This is a genomic window from Paenibacillus sp. TSA_86.1, assembly GCF_052691815.1.
Genome location: NZ_JBQZGE010000006.1, coordinates 230,546 through 248,463 on the forward strand (window position 1 = coordinate 230,546; position 17,918 = coordinate 248,463).

Genomic DNA, 17,918 nt, shown 5'->3' on the forward strand with positions numbered 1-17,918 from the left:
ATAACTAGAGTCGTATAATAATACACAAATATGCATAGAAGCGACGGAATTGTCTTCTCAAGCTTTGACAAAAACCTTGAGCAAGGCACAAGTAGCGCATACAACAGGATAGGGGGAGCGAAAGTGAATAACAAATTAAGAGTGGCAATCGTCGGTTCCACCGGCTACGGCGGGGTGGAGCTGATTCGTTTTTTTCAAAATCATCCGCAAGTTGAAATTACATCGGTAATCTCTTCATCGAGCAGCGGGGAGTCCATCGCCGATGGATTCCCGCATTTGACGGACGTGATTCGCAGGCCACTTGACGGTGTTGATCCGGCAGAGATCGCAAGTCGTGCAGATCTCGTATTCACCGCGACCCCTTCTGGTGTAAGTGCAAAGCTCGTACCGAGTTTATTGGAAACAGGACTGAAAGTGATCGACCTGTCTGGTGATTTCCGTTTGAAAGACGGATCGGTATATGAGCAGTGGTACAAACATCCCGCGCCGTCAGCAGATTTGTTGGAGAAGGCTGTATACGGTATGGCTGAGGTGTACGGGGATGAAGTGAAAGGCAAAGATTTTATATCCAATCCCGGCTGTTATCCGACAGCGACACTGCTGGGCCTGATTCCTGCGGTGGAGGCAGGTTGGATTGATCCCTCGACTATTATTATTGATGCAAAATCGGGTGTATCCGGTGCAGGGCGCGGAACCAGCCTGACTAACCATTACGCAGAGATGAACGAAAATTTTAAAGCCTACAAATTGAATAAACATCAGCATATCCCTGAAATCGAGCAAGTTCTCGGCAACATTACCGGAAGCCCGGTGACCGTTACTTTTACAACACAACTTGTACCCATGACGCGGGGAATTATGAGTACGATGTATGCGAAATTGACGGGTGAGCGTAGTGATCGGGAGATTGTAGATTTATATCGTAAATATTATGAGAACAGACCTTTTGTACGTGTACGTGAACCTGGCATCTGGCCTTCAACGAAAGAAGTATCCGGATCAAACTATTGTGATATTGGATTTGCCGCAGACCCACGCACAGGGCGTTTGACGATCATTTCGGTTATCGACAACCTGGTAAAGGGTGCATCCGGGCAAGCGATTCAAAATATGAACCTGATGATGGGATGGGAGGAAAACCTCGGGCTGAACATGACACCAGTATATCCATAAGGATGTGACGAGTGAACATTGCAGGGGGAAGCGTGTAGAAGCGGTGTCTCATTAGAAAGTCATACAACATGGGTAGCGGTTGGGCGGTTTCAGTTGAAGCAGGCGGTTCATCAGCATATGGCTGAACGCATACGGGGGATATGATATGGGAACAAATGTGGAGCAACAGGCTTTTACCGTAGTTGAAAATGGAACAATTGTAACGCCAGGCGGGTTCACCGCCGGTGGACTGCACTGTGGATTGAAAAAAACATCTCGCAACGACATCGGAGCGATTCGTTGTGATATTCCTGCGACAGCTGCTGCGGTGTACACTACCAACGTTTTTCAGGCCGCACCGCTCAAAGTCACTCGGGAAAGCCTGAGCAATGGACGTTTGCAGGCTATCATTGTAAACAGTGGTAATGCCAATGCATGTACAGGGCAACAGGGTGAAGAGGATGCATATGCGATGCGCGCGGCAGCGGCTCGTGAACTGGGCGTGGCTGAAGAGGACGTGGCTGTGGCATCCACAGGTGTCATCGGTGAATTGCTCAAGATGGACGCGGTACATTCAGGCATCAAGGCACTTCCGGAGCAACTGGGCAAGGAAACGAACGAAGCAGAGCAATTTTCACAGGCGATTCTAACTACCGATTTGGTGAAAAAAGAAGCTTGCGTCTCCGTCGTAGTCGGCGGCAAGACGGTAACCATTGCGGGAGCGGCCAAGGGCTCGGGTATGATTCATCCGAATATGGCCACCATGCTGGCATTTATGACCTCAGACGCGGTCATCGGAGCAGAAGCGTTGCAGCGCCTGCTGCGCCAGGCGACCAACCATACGTTTAATATGATCACGGTGGATGGTGATACCAGCACGAATGATATGCTCGTAGCAATGTCCAGCGGTTATGCAGGTAATGAAGAGCTTACGATGGATCACCCGGATTGGGATGCATTTGCTGCCGGGTTCACCTACGTATGCCAGGTACTTGCCAAAGCGATTGCGCGAGATGGTGAAGGAGCGACCAAGCTGGTTGAAGTTGAAGTTACGGGTGCGGTTAGTGATGAGTCTGCACAAGCAATTGCCAAAACCGTGATCGGCTCAAGCCTGGTGAAATCCGCCATGTTTGGTGCTGACGCAAACTGGGGCCGGATCATTGCTGCTGTAGGCCGTGCAGGCCAGCCAGTGAATCCGGATACGGTGGATATCCGTCTCGGTGACATCTCGGTACTCGCACAGTCTCGTCCTGTTGTATTTGATGAAGAAGCGGCACTGGCATATTTGCAGACGGATACGGTGCGCATTGTGGTAGATCTGCACCACGGTGAAGGTAACGCCGTAGCTTGGGGCTGCGACCTGACGTATGACTATGTACGGATTAACGCTGCGTATCGTACGTAAGTGGATGTTATACCATGGATAGGATTGTTTTAATCCATGATTCAACTCATTTGAGGAATTTTATTGATTAGTGATGTGAATTCACCAATTTGTTGGTTAGATTAATCACAATCAGCATATTGATTCATTTCAGAATTGATTAAGATTTCGAGATTGTATTGAAGTCATATTGATTCTGAGTGGTGTTAAAGGTCTTGAACTTTGCAGCTTGATCTCCAGAAAGCTGCGTACCATCATAGATGTAAAAATGTTTTTAAGGAGATTAAACTTTTAAATGTAAAAATAAACGAATGTAGTGGAAGAGGCGGAATCGATTCTGTAGAAGCGGAGCGTTCGCATTTGTCTCCGGGTTTTCCCTTTGGAAAAGGGGAATCAGAAAAACCTGGAGACAACGGCGATCGAAAGAACGATCCGTATCTGGAACGCTAGCGTTTATCTGTATCTTTTATATAGGTGTTAATCCTTTAAAATTCGATTAGGAAGGAGCTTTGCCTCGTGAATTCAACCTTGCCAAACGGCAGTACTGCAACGGAAGCAGGTACGGAGAAACAGATGTTTGTGATGAAATGTGGAGGCAGTACACTGGCTGCATTGCCAGAGTCCTTTTTTGCAGACTTGCGTGACTTGCAGTCATCGGGAAACGGCCCGGTTATCGTTCATGGCGGCGGCCCGGCAATCTCCGATAATCTGGCGAAGCTTGGGATCGAAACAGAGTTCGTGAACGGCTTGCGCAAAACTACTGAGCCTGTACTGGACGTTGTAGAAATGGTGCTGGCGGGTAGCATTAACAAACAGATCGTTCGTCTGATCCAGCGTGTAGGCGGTCAGGCTTTGGGTGTCTCGGGAGTGGATGGCGGTTTGATTCAGGCAAAACCCGTATCAAACCACGCCGAGATCGGCTGGGTCGGTGACGTGACAAGTGTCAAAGCAGAGATCATCCAAGGCATCGTAAATATGGGCTATATGCCTGTTATTGCACCTGTTGGCGTAGATGAGAGTGGACAGCGATACAACATTAATGCAGATACCGCAGCGGGAGCGGTGGCCTCCCATCTGGGTGTAAGCCGAATGATCGTTGTGACAGACGTACCAGGCATTATGAAAAACGTAGACGGCGAGAAGAAAGTATTGCCATCCGTATCCGTTCAGGAGATCGAGGATATGATCCAGACTGGCGAAATCTACGGTGGTATGATCCCGAAGGTACGCGCAGCGATTGCATGTATCCACGGCGAAGTACGCGAGGTTATAATCGTGGACGGAAGCGAGCCGAAAATCCTGAGCCGTGTGCTTGGCGGCGAAACAATAGGTACACGAATTATCCGAATGCAGTAGATTCAATACGAAATTCAGACTTTAGGCCTTTATTTATATAAAAAAGAATTTGTACACGGTGTTTTTATGAATTGTTCATAACACAATAACGATGAGGATAGAAAAAGCCTGAAGAAGCGAAGCGTTCGCATGTATTATGGGTTTTCACTCTTATCATTGTTGAACTATTTTGTTTACACAAAAACGGAGAGGACAGAAAAAGCCTGAAGAAGCGAAGCGTTCGCCTTTATCACCGGATTTTCCCTTTGAGAAAAGGGAATCTAAAAAATCTGGGGATAACAGCGATTGAAAGGTTATTCTGTCATCGGAGTGGTCGGTGTAAACTGCCTTTAGTTCAATAAATATGATCGGAAATCCGTGGATGAGAGCGATCAAAGGTTATTTTGTCATCAAAGTGGTCTGGTGTTATGTTTTTGATTCACCTGACGGGTGTACGAATCGACAAGGAGTGATATGGTCATGGCAAAAGGCAACGAACAGCCAGGTTCTGGCACAGCCGTAGCGGGGGCAACAGGAACAGGAGCAGCGGCACAGACGGAAAGCTCACTTTTTCAAACGTATGCACGATATCCGATTAGCTTGGTCAAAGGTAAAGGCAGTTGGTTGTGGGACGATCAGGGGAACCGTTATCTCGATTTCATGTGTGGACTTGCTGTAACGAGCCTGGGCCATGCACCGGAGAAAGTCGGAGCGAAGTTGAAAGCTCAGATCGATGAGCTATGGCACGTATCCAACCTGTTTCAGATTCCGGGGCAGGAAAAGGCAGCGGCTTTGCTGACAGCCAACACCTGCGCAGACGCGGTCTTTTTCTGCAACAGCGGCGCTGAAGCGAACGAAGCAGCCATCAAGGTGGCTCGTCGTTATCACCAGAAGGTGAAAGGCACAGAGCGGTACGAAGTCATTACATTTGCTCAATCATTTCATGGACGCACATTGGCAACATTGACGGCAACTGGGCAGGATAAGGTAAAAGAAGGATTTTTGCCACTGCCAGCTGGATTTGTAACGGTGCCATTGCATGATATTCCTGCGCTCGAAGCGGCGATTGGACCGAAGACCGCAGCGATTATGCTGGAAATGGTTCAGGCAGAGGGCGGAGTGTATCCGGTGGAACCGGAATTTGTAAAGCATGTGCGTAAACTGTGTGACGAGCACGGTTTGCTCATGATCGTGGACGAAGTACAGACAGGCATGGGGCGTACAGGCAAGCTGTTCGCTCATGAGCATTATAGTGTTGAACCGGACGTGTTCACCGTTGCGAAGGGCATTGGCAGTGGATTCCCTGTTGGCGCAATGTTGGGAAAAGATTTCCTGCGTGATGCATTTACACCGGGTAGTCATGCAACGACGTTTGGCGGTACCCCGCTTGCTTCCTCTGTAGTTATTGCAACGATTGAGACGATGCTGGAGGATCGCTTGCCAGAGCGTGCAGCTGAGATGGGTGACTATCTGATGACGTCTTTGCGCAATCGTCTGGCGGGCAACTCGTTCGTGAAAGAAGTGCGCGGTATGGGTTTGCTGGTTGGTATTGAGTGTGCAGAGCCAATCGGTGACATTGTACTGGCAGGTCAGAAACGTGGCATTTTGTTCGTCTCGGCTGGGCCTAATGTGATTCGTTTGCTTCCTAACTTGTATGTAAGTAAAGAAGAAATCGACGAGGCCGTGTCCCTGGTGGCGACATTGATTGAAGAACACGTGGCGGCGAAGGCATAATCTCTCATGATGAAAAAATAAAATACTGAACCGGGGCCATAACGGCCCCCGGCACAGATTAAAGTGAATGAATCCCTGTAGCCGCGTGGTTATCAGGCAGCAGAAGTAGTATGAAATTTCTGCCCAAGCGGGTGCAGGGAACCGGAAATGAGGAGGAACTAAGATATGGCAGTACAACACACAGACAAGGTTCAGAAGATTGACCTGAGAGGCCGGGATTTTATCGAATTCACGGACTATACAGCAGAAGAGATTCGTTACTTGCTGGATCTCGCGATTGAGATCAAAGGCAAACAAAAAAGCGGTGTACCGTTCCAACCCCTGAAAGGCAAAACGATCGGACTTATTTTCGAAAAATCATCTACACGTACGCGTGTATCCTTTGAAGTGGGTATGTTCCAATTAGGCGGTCACGCACTGTTCCTGAGCAAAAATGACATTCAGTTGGGACGCGGCGAAACGACGCATGATACGGCTAAAGTACTGTCCCGTTACCTGGACGGCATTATGATCCGTACGTTTGGACACCATAATGTGGTTGAACTGGCAGAACATGCCGATGTACCGGTGATTAACGGCCTGAGTGATGCGGCTCATCCATGCCAAGTACTGGCAGATTTCCAAACGGTACTGGAGCATAAAGGTAAACTGGCAGGTCTGAAAATGGTTTACGTGGGCGATGGCAATAACATGGCACACTCCCTGATGCTGGGTGCAGCCAAAATGGGGATGCACGTTGCAGTAGCAACACCGGAAGGATATGAACCGGACAGCAATGTGGTGGAGCAGGCTCGTGCCATTGCTAAGGAGAGCGGTTCCGAAGTGCTTGTGACGTACAACGCACAGGAAGCCGTGAAAGATGCCGATATCGTGTACACGGATGTATGGGCGAGCATGGGTTTTGAAGAAGAGCAAAAGATCCGTGAGCAGGCGTTTGCGGCGTATCAGGTGGATGAGGAATTGATGAAAGGTGCCAAGCCTGACTACATGTTCCTGCACTGCCTGCCGGCACACCGCGGTGAAGAAGTGAGCGCGGGTGTCATCGACGGCCCGAACTCGCTGATCTTTGATCAGGCAGAGAACCGCCTGCATGCACAAAAGGCCCTGATGGCCGCTTTGATGAGCGAATAGTCGCGATTTGAGGCAATGGGTTGATTTTACAAGCCAATTTGGCGATGATAGATAAAATATAATAAAGTGTTTGAATTAACGTAATTGATCTTGGGGAGGACCATATCACATGGCTAAGGAAAAAATCGTACTCGCCTATTCCGGCGGGTTGGACACATCTGTAATTTTGAAATGGCTGAAAGAAACCTATGATGCAGAGATTATCGCGTTTACAGCGGATATTGGTCAGAAGGACGAACTCGACGGACTCGAAGAAAAAGCACTCGCTACGGGCGCTTCCAAAGTATACATTGATGATCTGCGTGATGAATTCGCCAAAGATTTCATCTATCCGATGTTCCAGGCAGGAGCCCTCTACGAAGGACAATACCTGCTGGGTACAAGTATTGCTCGTCCACTGATCGCTAAACGCATGGTGGATATCGCTCGTGCAGAAGGTGCTACAGCGATTGCTCACGGCGCTACGGGCAAAGGCAATGACCAGGTTCGTTTTGAGCTGAACGCAGCTGCGCTTACTCCGGACATTAACGTTATTGCACCTTGGCGTCTGGAAGAATTCCGCAATCAGTTCCCGGGACGTGCCGAGATGATTGCTTACGCTGAAAAACATGGCATTCCGGTTACCGCGTCTGCGGCGAAACCTTACTCGACGGACCGCAACCTGCTGCATATCAGCTATGAGAGCGGTGTGCTCGAAGATCCTTGGTTCGATCCAAGTGCGGACGAGAACAAAGACATGTTCCTGCTGAGCAGCGCACCTGAGGATGCACCGGATCAGCCGGAGTATCTCGAATTGGAGTTTGAACAAGGGGACTGTGTTGCCCTGAACGGCGAGCGTCTTAGCCCGCTTCAAGTAATGGAGCAATTGAACGAACTTGGTGGCAAACACGGCATCGGCCGTGTAGACATGGTGGAGAACCGTTTTGTCGGCATGAAGAGCCGCGGCGTATACGAAACACCAGGTGGAACGATCTTGTTCACTGCACATCGTAAAATGGAATCTATCACAATGGATCGTGAAGTAATGAACCTGCGTGACAGCTTGATTACACGTTACAGCACACTCGTATACAACGGCTTCTGGTTTGCACCGGAACGTCTGGCGCTTCAAGCATTGGTAACCGAAAGTCAGAAGAACGTAACCGGTACGGTTCGTGTGAAACTGTACAAAGGAAACGTGATTGGCGCAGGGGTGAAAAGTCCTGTCAGCCTGTACAATCCGGACATTGCTACTATGGAAGCTGATCCATCGGAGGCATATGATCAAGGCGATGCAACAGGCTTTATCCGTCTGAACGCACTGCGCTTGAAAGTGCATTCCGGTGTGGAACAAAACAAAAAATAATTCACGGCGTGTGTGTCACGCTACATCATAATTACTGACAAGGCAGGCCGTTCTTGCACATTCTGGCAGGGGCGGCTTTGTCCATGAACGAAAGGGGATACTCACTGTGAGCAAGCTGTGGGGAGGACGTTTTACGAAGCAAACCAACCATCTGGTTGAAGAATATACCGCATCTATTAACTTTGACAAAGCGTTAGCGGAAGAAGACATTCAAGGCAGTCTGGCCCATGTAACGATGCTGGGCAAATGCGGTATTTTGCCTGCGGAAGATGTGGAAACCATCAAAGAAGGTCTAATTACCGTTTTGCATAAAATCCGTGCAGGAGAAGTGGAATTCTCCGTATCCGACGAAGACATCCATATGAATATTGAGAAAAACCTGATCGAAACGATCGGCCCTGTCGGCGGTAAGCTACATACAGGCCGTAGCCGGAATGACCAAGTCGCAACGGATATGCACTTGTATCTACGTGAGCGTGTCGTTGGATTTGTTGGCATGTTGCATGCTTTGCAGGAAGCGCTGATCGGACAAGCTAAAGACAATCTGGATACGATTGTACCGGGATATACCCATCTGCAGCGTGCGCAGCCGATTCTGTTTGCACATCACTTGATGGCTTACGTGTCGATGTTTCAGCGTGATGCTGAGCGTCTGATGGACAGTTACAAACGCATTAACGTACTGCCACTTGGTGCAGGTGCGCTTGCTGGCACAACGTTCCCGATTGATCGTCATTTTGTAGCAGAACAGCTTGGTTTTGATGGTGTATATGAGAACAGTCTGGACGCGGTAAGTGACCGTGACTTCATTGTAGAGTTTCTGGCAGCCGCTTCCCTGATCATGACTCACTTGTCCCGTCTGAGCGAAGAGCTGGTGCTGTGGAGCAGCACGGAGTTTGGTTTTGTAGAGCTGGATGATGCGTTCTGCACAGGCAGCAGCATTATGCCACAGAAGAAGAACCCGGATGTTCCTGAGCTTGTTCGTGGTAAAACAGGACGTGTATACGGCAATCTGATCGGATTGCTGACCGTGCTGAAATCTCTTCCGCTAGCTTACAACAAGGATATGCAGGAAGACAAAGAAGGCATGTTCGACACGGTAGCCACGTTAGAGGGTGCACTTCAATTGTTTGCACCGATGGTCGCAACAATGACGGTGAACAAGGATCGCATGCGTCAGGCTGTAAATCAGGACTTCTCCAACGCGACGGACATTGCCGATTTCCTCGTAGGTGAGGGTCTGCCTTTCCGTCAAGCACATGAAGTGATTGGTAAAACAGTGTTGTACTGCATCCAGAACGGCAAATATTTGCTTGACCTGACGATTGATGAATTCAAGCAATTTTCACCGCTGTTCGATGATCGGATCTATGCTGTATTACAGCCGGAAGCAGTAGTTAACGCTCGTAACGTATACGGTGGAACAGCGTCTAATCAGGTGGCGGAAGCTATTGCTCGTAGTGAGAAGCTGCTGGGACAGACGGAGCAATGGATCGAGAATCGGGGTTAACACTTAGGGGCAGTACTCAGTGAAGATCTGACGATGATCTGAATGGGACAGGACCTTATCGATTGTGATTATGGAATGAATGAAAAAGAACTAAAGAACTAAATAAACGAAAAGAACGAAAAGAATTAAAAGAACAAAAAGAACAAAAAGAAGAAGCATGTTCGAGAGCTGTACTCTCTGACATGCTTCTTCTTTTTGTTCCCTACCGCATTATGGCCTTTGCCAGCTTCCTTCAGTTACAGAGGTGAGCACCTCACCGTCCTGAACAACGACATGTCCGCGGACAATGGTACCTGCCACGCTCGACGGGAAAGTGTGCCCAATATAGAGGCTTTGTTTATGTTTCGCGTAATAGTTTTCTTCTGTCACGGTAAATGATTCCTGTAGATTTACGATGGCAAAGTCTGCATCCATCCCGATAGCAATGCTTCCCTTCCGGTCTGCCAGGTCAAAGCGTGCTGCCGGATTGGAAGCTGTCCAGGCAGCGACGTGTTCAAGTGGAATACGATGTGTGAGTGCAAGTTCCAGTGCCGAGAGCAGGGTGAATTGTCCGCCGCTGATTCCGCCCCAAGCCTGAAAGAGGTTATAATCTTTCGGGTCTTTCATCTCATAAGGACACGGCGAATGATCTGAGGACAGCATATCGAATCGTCCTTCTGTCAGGAGGGAGACCAGCCGCTGCTGTTCCTCCGCTTCTCTCAGTGGAGGTGCGCATTTGGCGATCGTACCTTTTTCCCGCAAGCTATCATGGTTAAAGAGTAGATAATGCGGGCAAGTTTCCACGGTGACATTCATGCCGCGGGTTTTGGCTGCCTCGATTTTAGCCACGGCTGCTGCGGAACTGATATGAACAAAATGCAGGGCACAGCCTGTGATTTCGGAGTAATAGATTGCGCGTTCAACCGCTTCAACTTCTGCGAGGATCGGTCGCGTCTCCAGGTAGTCGTCAGCACTGAAAAGTCCGGCAGCTTCCTTTTCCGCTTTAAGCCAGTTGGTTATCGCCGCGCTTTCCGAATGCAGAGCCAGAATTTTGCCGAGGGCCGCAATCTTTTTCATGCCAGTCAATAACGTCATATCATCTACTGCTTCGAATTCTTTATTACCTGTGGTAGATAAAAAGGCTTTGAAGCCAATTACGCCAGATTCAGCTAACGATTGCAGATCATCTTCGTTGCCAGGTACGAGTCCACCCCAGAGGCCAAAATCGACGATGGATTTTTCATTGCCGATCCGTGCCTTCTCCAGTAGTGCTTCTTCCGTGACGGTGGAGGGGATTCCGTTGAGTGGCATATCGAAAAAGGTAGTACAGCCGCCTGCAGCCATCATGGCCGATCCGGTTGTAAATCCTTCCCAGTGCTCCCGCCCAGGTTCGCTGAAATGCACATGTACATCAATCATACCTGGAAGCACGTGCTGTCCGGTGGCATTCCATTCCTGTTTGGTTTCGCCCTCCAGTGTGGCGGCAATTGCCGCAATCTTGCCATCCTTCACACCGATATCAACGCTCGTGACTCCGTCTGGCAGCACTACGCTTCCGCCGCGTATGATCAGATCATAATGTTCCATATCCATCCCTCTCCTCTTTGGTGGTATTTGAATTGTATGGCTCGAATAGTTGAGTCAGGCCTGTGTTTGTATTCGTATTTACTCGTAGATCGTACCTTTTTTAAATGAAGAGCCTTTAAAAGCAAATTTGCTGAGCAGCAGGTAGGCAAGTCCAGCCGTGATGAATCCGGTGATCCAGCCGATATCCACGAGCAAGAAGGCAGCTCCGGCTCCGATCAGCATGGCTAACAAGGCGCTTGGGTTATAACCTTTAAATGAACCATTTTCCAGATATAACTCCGCTGTGTTCACCTTCTGATTTCGCAGGATATAGTACTCAACTAGCATGATGGCTACAATGGGACCAAGGAAGGCGGAATAGATTAGAATAAACGTATTCAAGCCTTGTGCCGAGGAATCCTGTACGAGTACCCAAGGGAAGGAACAGAGGGCGAGTAAGCCAGTGATGATGACAGATGCTTTATATTTGAGCTTGGTAACAAGCGAGATGACATAAGCCGGCGGTACGATGTTAGCAACCATGTTAACGGCAACTGCGCCAATAACGATGAAGGCGGAAACGAATACAGTGATATAGGGGTTGTCCACGATAACAGCAAAGGCCTTGACTGGATTGGAAATGCCTGTTGCTGCCGCCATCATTGCCCCGATGGTCAGCACGAAACCGTAAGCGATAACGATGGGGAAGAAGTACAGCATGCTGCGTTTTTTGTCACTGATGCCGCTTTTAAGTTCGCGGGAATAATCACCTGCGCTGAGGAAGATAGCTGCATAATTACCCAGGAATACCATAATGAAAGCGAAGAATGGAAGTCCCCATGTACCTTTTGCATTTACCCAGTTTTCGCTAATGGCTGTGCTGTGGGAATTGAGTAATAAGCTGAATACGTAGACAAGTGCCAGCATAATGACTACGGAAGCGAGGGTCTCCACCCACTTAATCGCATGAAATCCATAAAGGGACAGGACAATCTGAACCGCTTGTAACAAGACGAAACAGATTGGAATACTGTCAAAGCCGCCGCCGCTTAACACTTTAACAATTTCGTTCAAGGCTGTTGCTCCGACCCAGCTCTGGAAGCCGTACCAGACAATGGCGGGCACACCACGTAAAAATGAGGAGATGATCGATCCTTTGATGCCAAAGGACATGCGCAGTTGAACGACATAGGGGATGCCTGTTCGATAACCGAAACGGTCATTGATTGCAAAGATCACGGAAATGATACCAATGGCAATCATCGCAGCTACAAACGTCTGAAACACATTGAGCGTGGCAACACCAGCAACAATGAGGCTTGCTCCGAGTGTCATGTTACCGAGGTTCACGCCATCCCCGATCCACATGAACATGTAGGGTACTGATCCGATTGTTCTCTCGCTCTCCTGTTTCGGTTTCAAGGAGTCGTCGATGCTGATTTCTTCGTGTAGCTGCGTCTGTTCCCGTACTTGTCCTACCAAATTCGTTGACATATCTGCCCCACTCCTCTTTGATATGGGGTGCCGCAAGGCTGGTCGATCTCTGAATTAACGAGTCATTCCATCCATTCCTGTCTGCACACCACAGATGATATAAAACATGTAAGATAAAATAACTTAATAATGTTATGTATCCTTACCTGTTCTTTGTAACTCTTATTTTATCATCTTGTTTGTACAATTCATTGACAAAAACGTAGATTGTTATCGTAATTTCTGTTGAAATTGCATGAAAAAATATGACATTATGTGTAATGTTAGGGAGTGATCGCTCAAAAAACGTATTTTCATGTTCGAAAAACCTTACAATGTTCGGGTTCAGTTCTCTACCCTATTTTCCAGCGTCCTGAGCCCTGCAATCCGACAGCCCACTGTATCGCCCGGTTGAATGGTGACCGAGCCCGGCGTGCCTGTTAAGATGATATCTCCTGGATGGAGTGTCATCACATTCGAAAGAAAAGAGATCAGGTACGCAGGAGAGAAGATCATGTGATCAACCGTATTGCTATGGGTAACTTGGTCATTATGCACCGTTCGAATCTCAAGTTCATTCAGGTTCTCGTATTCATCAGGCGTTGAGAGGGAGGAGCCAAGGCTCAGGAAAGTGTCAAAACTTTTGGCACGTTGCATGAACCGGGGGTTGCGGGCGTGAATCTCCTTGGCAGTCATGTCGAGTGAGGTGGTGTAACCCGCTATGACGCTCGACGCCTGCTCTTCAGAAATATGTTTGCATGTTTGTCCGATGACCATCGCGAGTTCTGCCTCGGCACTGATCTGTCCGGCTCCATCCGGTAATTGAATCGCTTCCCCGGAGCCGATCAGGGATGAATGGGGCTTGAGAAAGATAACGGGTTCATCCTCGGGTGGGCGTCCAGATACCTCCATTGCTTTCGCCCAATAGTTCATGCCTACACCGATGATTTTCCCGGGTCTGCGATAGAGCACACGGTAGGACACTTCATTGACCGGTAGATAAGGCAGTGAAGGGAGGTGCTCTTGTCCGTGACTGTCGTACCAGTTATGCAGCGTGGCGAATTGGTTTTTTTGCAGTAAATGGAACAGATCTGTATCCCAGTTCATACCAAGCTGTTCATTCAGCGACGCCAGCGGAATGATACCTCGATCCGTGTACAAGGCAACTTGCTCTCGCCCTTGATATTCAATCGTTATGAGTTTCATGATCACACCTCTTCCGCAAATTGTTTGGCTGTCCACTGCAATAGCTTAAGATCTGTATTCGTACCGCCGATAAAAGATAGGCCAATGGGCAGTCCATCAGGACGGAGAATAGGAACTGTAACCTGAGGCAGGCCGGAGAGTCCGGCGATACAGGAGAGCTGCATCGTTTTGGCACGGTAAGCCTCTGCTTCAGGACCCTTTAGTCCCAGAAGGGGAGCCGGGCCGGGTGCTGTTGGAATGGCCAGTAGTCCATGTTCTCCTAACAAATGAACGAGGTTACGCCTTACACGAGCGCGTAGATCCGCTTCGGCCTTGCTTGCAGACTCCTCAAGGGAGCAGGCCCACTCAAAACGTTCAGCGATACCAGGGCCGAATGTCGGACTTTCTTTTGTTAGCCAGTCGCCGTGTTGACGCGCGATTTCCAGCCCTTGGAGAACGCGGAACGCTGCGGACCAGTCCGCCAAACTCTCGGCAGGTTCCGTCAGGTCGATTGTTTCATATCCATCCGGCTGCCAGCCCTCCATTTGGTTTAACGTCCCAAGGAGAAGCGAACGATCCTCAGCTTCTGGCAGGTTCCATGCTTCTGTCGCTATGAAGAAGTGAGAGAATGGCTTCATATCTGTTTTAGATGTCATTCCTAATGTAATTTCTGATGTTCTTTCCTTCAACAGATGCTCTTTTTTCAGTAGCACGTTGCCTACGTTGCGTAAAATCGTTGCATCCTGGCTCATCCAGCCCACTGTATCGAATGAATGTGCAAGAGGAATGACACCTTCTGCCGAGACTGCTCCATGTGTTGGGCGGAAGCCATAGAGACCGCAATATGAAGAGGGAATGCGTACGGACCCACCCGTATCCGTCCCAATAGCGAAATCAACCAGTCCCGCTGCTGCTGCAACGGCGGACCCACTCGATGAGCCGCCTGGAATCCGATACGGTGCGATGGGGTTGATTGGCGTACCGTAATGGGCGTTTTCTCCGTTCAGGCTGTACATCAGTTCATCCGTCTGTGTTGTGCCTTCGAGGTTTGCCCCGTTTTCTAGCAGGGTAAGCAGGGCGGGTGCAGTGGACTCTGAGGGAGCGTGTGTGCGAAGCCAATCAGGATTGCCTGCTCCGCTTGTTTCCCCGTGAATATCAAAGACATCTTTGACTGCAAAAGTCAGTCCACTGAGTGAGCCAGCATGGGTGGCTGGCAGTTTGATTTCCGCATTAACGAACGCTCCCCACCGGCTAGACTGGTTTGCATCCGTATTTTTCTTCGGATCGGGTTTCAGTGCCTCTCTTGGTTTCTGGTTAGGAAGTTTCATTGTTTATTCTCCTTTCGTTCTTATATTAGGCTTCAGTGCACTTAGTGAAGAGCGAGAGTGAACCTGATTCAGCAACAAGGCCAGTAAAATGCCTACCAATAACCCATTTCCGAGGAGTGGACGTAGCAGTGGTGGCAGTGTAGTGAAGATTTCAGATGGTAATCCCATAACAATAATACCTATGAACAAAGGTGCAGCCGTCCGGTAGAGATTCGCCGAATCCATATGAATCTGTCCGAAATACTGGAGGGATGAACCTAATAGGCGAAGGTAGGTCACGAACAATACAGCGCTTCCGATACTGAGCGGCAGTTGTGTAAGTAAACCGCTCACAGCAGGGATCAGGCCGATGGCCGCAAACATCAGGCCGCCAATGACAAACGGAAGTCGGTCTCGAATACGGGTCTGTTGGAGAAACCCGACAGATGAAACATAGGGCGCATATGGGACAAGCCCGAGCAGCCCTGATATCACTGCAAGGATGCCGCTGATGGTGAAAGAACGTTTGTACTGGCCGCTCGAAGCTTCATGCTCATAAATAGAGTCTGTACCTTTAAGGGCACCAAACGTATTCGACGTGTTGATTAGGCCGGCAATAACAGCAATTGCGATTACGCCAGCATTTAGTCCGCCCGCTGGTTGCCCGAGAGGGAACCAGCTTGCATCCAGTGTTCCTGAGTTGCCATTTCCGCTGAAGCTGCCAAAGACAACTGCGTGTAATACCCAACCCCCCAATATTCCAATTAGCAAAGCATATTGAGCAATTGCAGGCCGTGCTTTGGCTGATAAGACAGCAACGAAAACGGCTACTGCTGCAGCCAACAGGAAAACACCTGGCTGGATTGCAGATGCTTTACCGGAAGAGCCGGATGAAATGCCCAGCATGCCTTCGAGAAAAATGATATTCAGTCGGCAACCGAGTAAGAACATAAATACAGCCATGACACCCGGTGTGAATAATTTGGATAATGGGGCAGCCAGGCCACACAAGCCAATCAGGATAGTGATCACACCGGAGATCAATATACCGACGGCTAAACTGCCGCCTAGTTCCGTCAGTGATATGCCCAGTGAGGGTGCTGCCGCGCTGAGACTTAGAATGACGCCCCACCATAACCCGGATTGTCCTTCCATGACGGATCTTTGATGTCCAAGCCATGCTTGTACTGCGCATGCGATTCCAGTGAGGATAAATGAACACTGGATCAGGAATTGAATTCGTTCATGGGGCAATGCAAATGCCGCCCCGACTGTAATAGGTATGACTACTGTGTTGGTAAATAAGAAAAAAAGCCACTGTAGCCCGCCCAGTCCAGAGCGTAGCCAGTTGATATTAGACATGTGTCACCTTCCGTGTGGAGCCTCGTTGAGAATGTTTCCCGTGCACATGGGCAATCCATAATGCACTTCATGTATCTTGAACGAAGTCTGAATTGTACAAAAGGATTCCGGAAGTTCCCGGAATCCTTTCTGTATTTAGAGAAATAACCTTGGTCCTAATTGGAAAACGGTCCTGTTCCTAAGCGGTATCTTAATCCCTAAGAGCTTTACTCTGCTTGCTCGTAAACGTCGAGGGCCTCTTGCACCCCGCGTCCGATCACAATCGGGGCTTGGTGCCGGATTAGCACAGCTTCCAGTGCCGACAGGGCAAATAATACGTTTTCTTTGCGACAGCTGTAGCCCATGGTTCCTATTCTCCAGATCTGACCATGCAGCGGGCCGAATGAGCTGGCGATTTCGATCCCGAACTGTGTCAGAAGTGTAGTGCGTACAGATTCGCCATCAATGCCTGCTGGAATTTTCACACAGGTGACGACCGGAAGTTTCCAAGCCTTATCGTTGAATAATTCCAGTCCCATACCGCGGATGCCAGCCATCAGTGCTTTTTCATGCAACCGATGACGCTCAAAACGTGCTTCGAGCCCTTCCTCAAGCAAAATGCGCAGTCCTTCACGCAGCGCGTACAGCATAGATGTTGCCTCGGTATGGTGATTCAAACGACGGGGTCCCCAGTAGTCTTGCAACTGACTCAGGTCAAAGTAATTACTACGGATGGGGTGTGCTACATCCCGGCGATCACTATCAAGTGCGACACCACGTTCTACCTTTTTCCGACTTGCCAGGATGCGTTCTACTCGTTCGTTGTAAGTCACTGGTGCCATACCGGAAGGTACCGATATGCACTTTTGGGTGCCGCCAATTACGGCATCAAGCTGCCATTCATCCACTTTGACGGGTGCGCCGCCGATTGAAGCAACAGCATCGACCACCGTTAATACCCCGAGTTCACGGCAAGCCGGGCCGATTTGATCCAGTGGCTGCATGCAACCGGTTGAAGTCTCCCCATGTACTATGGCCACCATTTTGGGTTGAACCCGCTTCACCTCATCAATCACCGCTTGTTGGTCAAATACTTCTCCCCACGGGCACTCCATCAGATGGAGTTCAGCACCGTGGCGCTCGGCGATTTCAGTCAGCAGATGTCCGAAGCGGCCGAAGATAGGGATAAGCACTTTATCACCTGGCTCGATCAGGCTGCATAGTACGGCTTCCAGACCAGACCGTGAAGTTCCATCAACGGGAAAGGCCCATTGGTTTGTCGTCTGGAAGGTCTGTCGTAACATATCCATGGTTTCATTCATCATGCGGGTAAATTCCGGATCAAACTGACCCAGAATAGGTGTTGCCATAGCTCGTAAAACTCTGGGATCAACCTCGACCGGCCCTGGTGTCATAATCGTTCTCAAAGGTGCATGGATTTCCCGGTACTGTGTCATCTCATCATCGCCTCCTGAT

At 49.2% G+C, this 17,918-nt stretch carries 14 protein-coding genes; 8 read left to right on the plus strand and 6 right to left on the minus strand.

The genetic code is table 11. The features are described 5' to 3' along the window. The first annotated feature begins 123 nt into the window (after window positions 1-123). The 8 genes from argC to argH all read left to right on the plus strand — a co-directional run bounded on the left by argC (window position 124) and on the right by argH (window position 9,591). On the plus strand, window positions 124-1,173 hold the full coding sequence (gene argC, locus ACUTVW_RS15110; protein WP_445646563.1) for an N-acetyl-gamma-glutamyl-phosphate reductase: 1,050 nt from the start codon (window positions 124-126) through the stop codon (window positions 1,171-1,173). A gap of 145 nt (window positions 1,174-1,318) precedes the next feature. Further along, the gene (argJ, locus tag ACUTVW_RS15115; RefSeq protein WP_445646564.1) at window positions 1,319-2,557 is read left to right on the plus strand and encodes a bifunctional glutamate N-acetyltransferase/amino-acid acetyltransferase ArgJ; all 1,239 of its coding nucleotides are present in this window, start codon (window positions 1,319-1,321) and stop codon (window positions 2,555-2,557) included. A 552-nt stretch (window positions 2,558-3,109) separates the two neighbouring features. Beyond that, a complete protein-coding gene (gene argB / locus ACUTVW_RS15120; protein ID WP_445646613.1) occupies window positions 3,110-3,892 on the plus strand; it encodes an acetylglutamate kinase in 783 nt (260 codons plus the stop codon). Window positions 3,893-4,253: 361 nt separating this feature from the next. Continuing rightward, window positions 4,254-4,394, plus strand: a complete 141-nt coding sequence (locus ACUTVW_RS15125) for a hypothetical protein (RefSeq protein WP_445646565.1) — start codon at window positions 4,254-4,256, stop codon at window positions 4,392-4,394. After that, window positions 4,352-5,605 carry an aspartate aminotransferase family protein gene (locus ACUTVW_RS15130; RefSeq protein ID WP_445646566.1) on the plus strand — a complete coding sequence of 418 codons (1,254 nt, stop codon included), beginning with the start codon at window positions 4,352-4,354 and terminating at the stop codon, window positions 5,603-5,605. The genes ACUTVW_RS15125 and ACUTVW_RS15130 overlap by 43 nt, the downstream gene beginning before the upstream one ends. Before the next feature lie 165 nt (window positions 5,606-5,770). Next, the gene (argF, locus tag ACUTVW_RS15135; protein WP_445646567.1) at window positions 5,771-6,736 is read left to right on the plus strand and encodes an ornithine carbamoyltransferase; all 966 of its coding nucleotides are present in this window, start codon (window positions 5,771-5,773) and stop codon (window positions 6,734-6,736) included. A 109-nt stretch (window positions 6,737-6,845) separates the two neighbouring features. Then, window positions 6,846-8,081: an argininosuccinate synthase gene (locus tag ACUTVW_RS15140; protein WP_445646568.1), complete on the plus strand. Its 1,236-nt coding sequence runs from the start codon at window positions 6,846-6,848 to the stop codon at window positions 8,079-8,081. A gap of 106 nt (window positions 8,082-8,187) precedes the next feature. Beyond that, window positions 8,188-9,591, plus strand: a complete 1,404-nt coding sequence (argH, locus tag ACUTVW_RS15145; protein WP_445646569.1) for an argininosuccinate lyase — start codon at window positions 8,188-8,190, stop codon at window positions 9,589-9,591. 210 nt (window positions 9,592-9,801) lie between these two features. Here argH and ACUTVW_RS15150 read toward each other — a convergent pair whose 3' ends face one another. From ACUTVW_RS15150 to ACUTVW_RS15175, 6 genes are all read right to left on the minus strand, one after another. Then, entirely contained in the window at window positions 9,802-11,157 is a 1,356-nt protein-coding gene (locus tag ACUTVW_RS15150; RefSeq protein ID WP_445646570.1) for an allantoinase, read from the minus strand. A gap of 78 nt (window positions 11,158-11,235) precedes the next feature. Then, window positions 11,236-12,630: an NCS1 family transporter gene (locus tag ACUTVW_RS15155; protein ID WP_445646571.1), complete on the minus strand. Its 1,395-nt coding sequence runs from the start codon at window positions 12,628-12,630 to the stop codon at window positions 11,236-11,238. 324 nt (window positions 12,631-12,954) lie between these two features. Beyond that, window positions 12,955-13,815 carry a fumarylacetoacetate hydrolase family protein gene (locus ACUTVW_RS15160; RefSeq protein ID WP_445646572.1) on the minus strand — a complete coding sequence of 287 codons (861 nt, stop codon included), beginning with the start codon at window positions 13,813-13,815 and terminating at the stop codon, window positions 12,955-12,957. A gap of 2 nt (window positions 13,816-13,817) precedes the next feature. Then, window positions 13,818-15,122 carry an amidase gene (locus ACUTVW_RS15165; protein WP_445646573.1) on the minus strand — a complete coding sequence of 435 codons (1,305 nt, stop codon included), beginning with the start codon at window positions 15,120-15,122 and terminating at the stop codon, window positions 13,818-13,820. Between the two features lie 3 nt (window positions 15,123-15,125). Beyond that, window positions 15,126-16,463: a uracil/xanthine transporter gene (locus ACUTVW_RS15170; protein ID WP_445646574.1), complete on the minus strand. Its 1,338-nt coding sequence runs from the start codon at window positions 16,461-16,463 to the stop codon at window positions 15,126-15,128. A gap of 206 nt (window positions 16,464-16,669) precedes the next feature. Next, a complete protein-coding gene (locus ACUTVW_RS15175; protein ID WP_445646575.1) occupies window positions 16,670-17,899 on the minus strand; it encodes a pyridoxal-phosphate-dependent aminotransferase family protein in 1,230 nt (409 codons plus the stop codon). Between the last annotated feature and the right edge of the window lie 19 nt (window positions 17,900-17,918).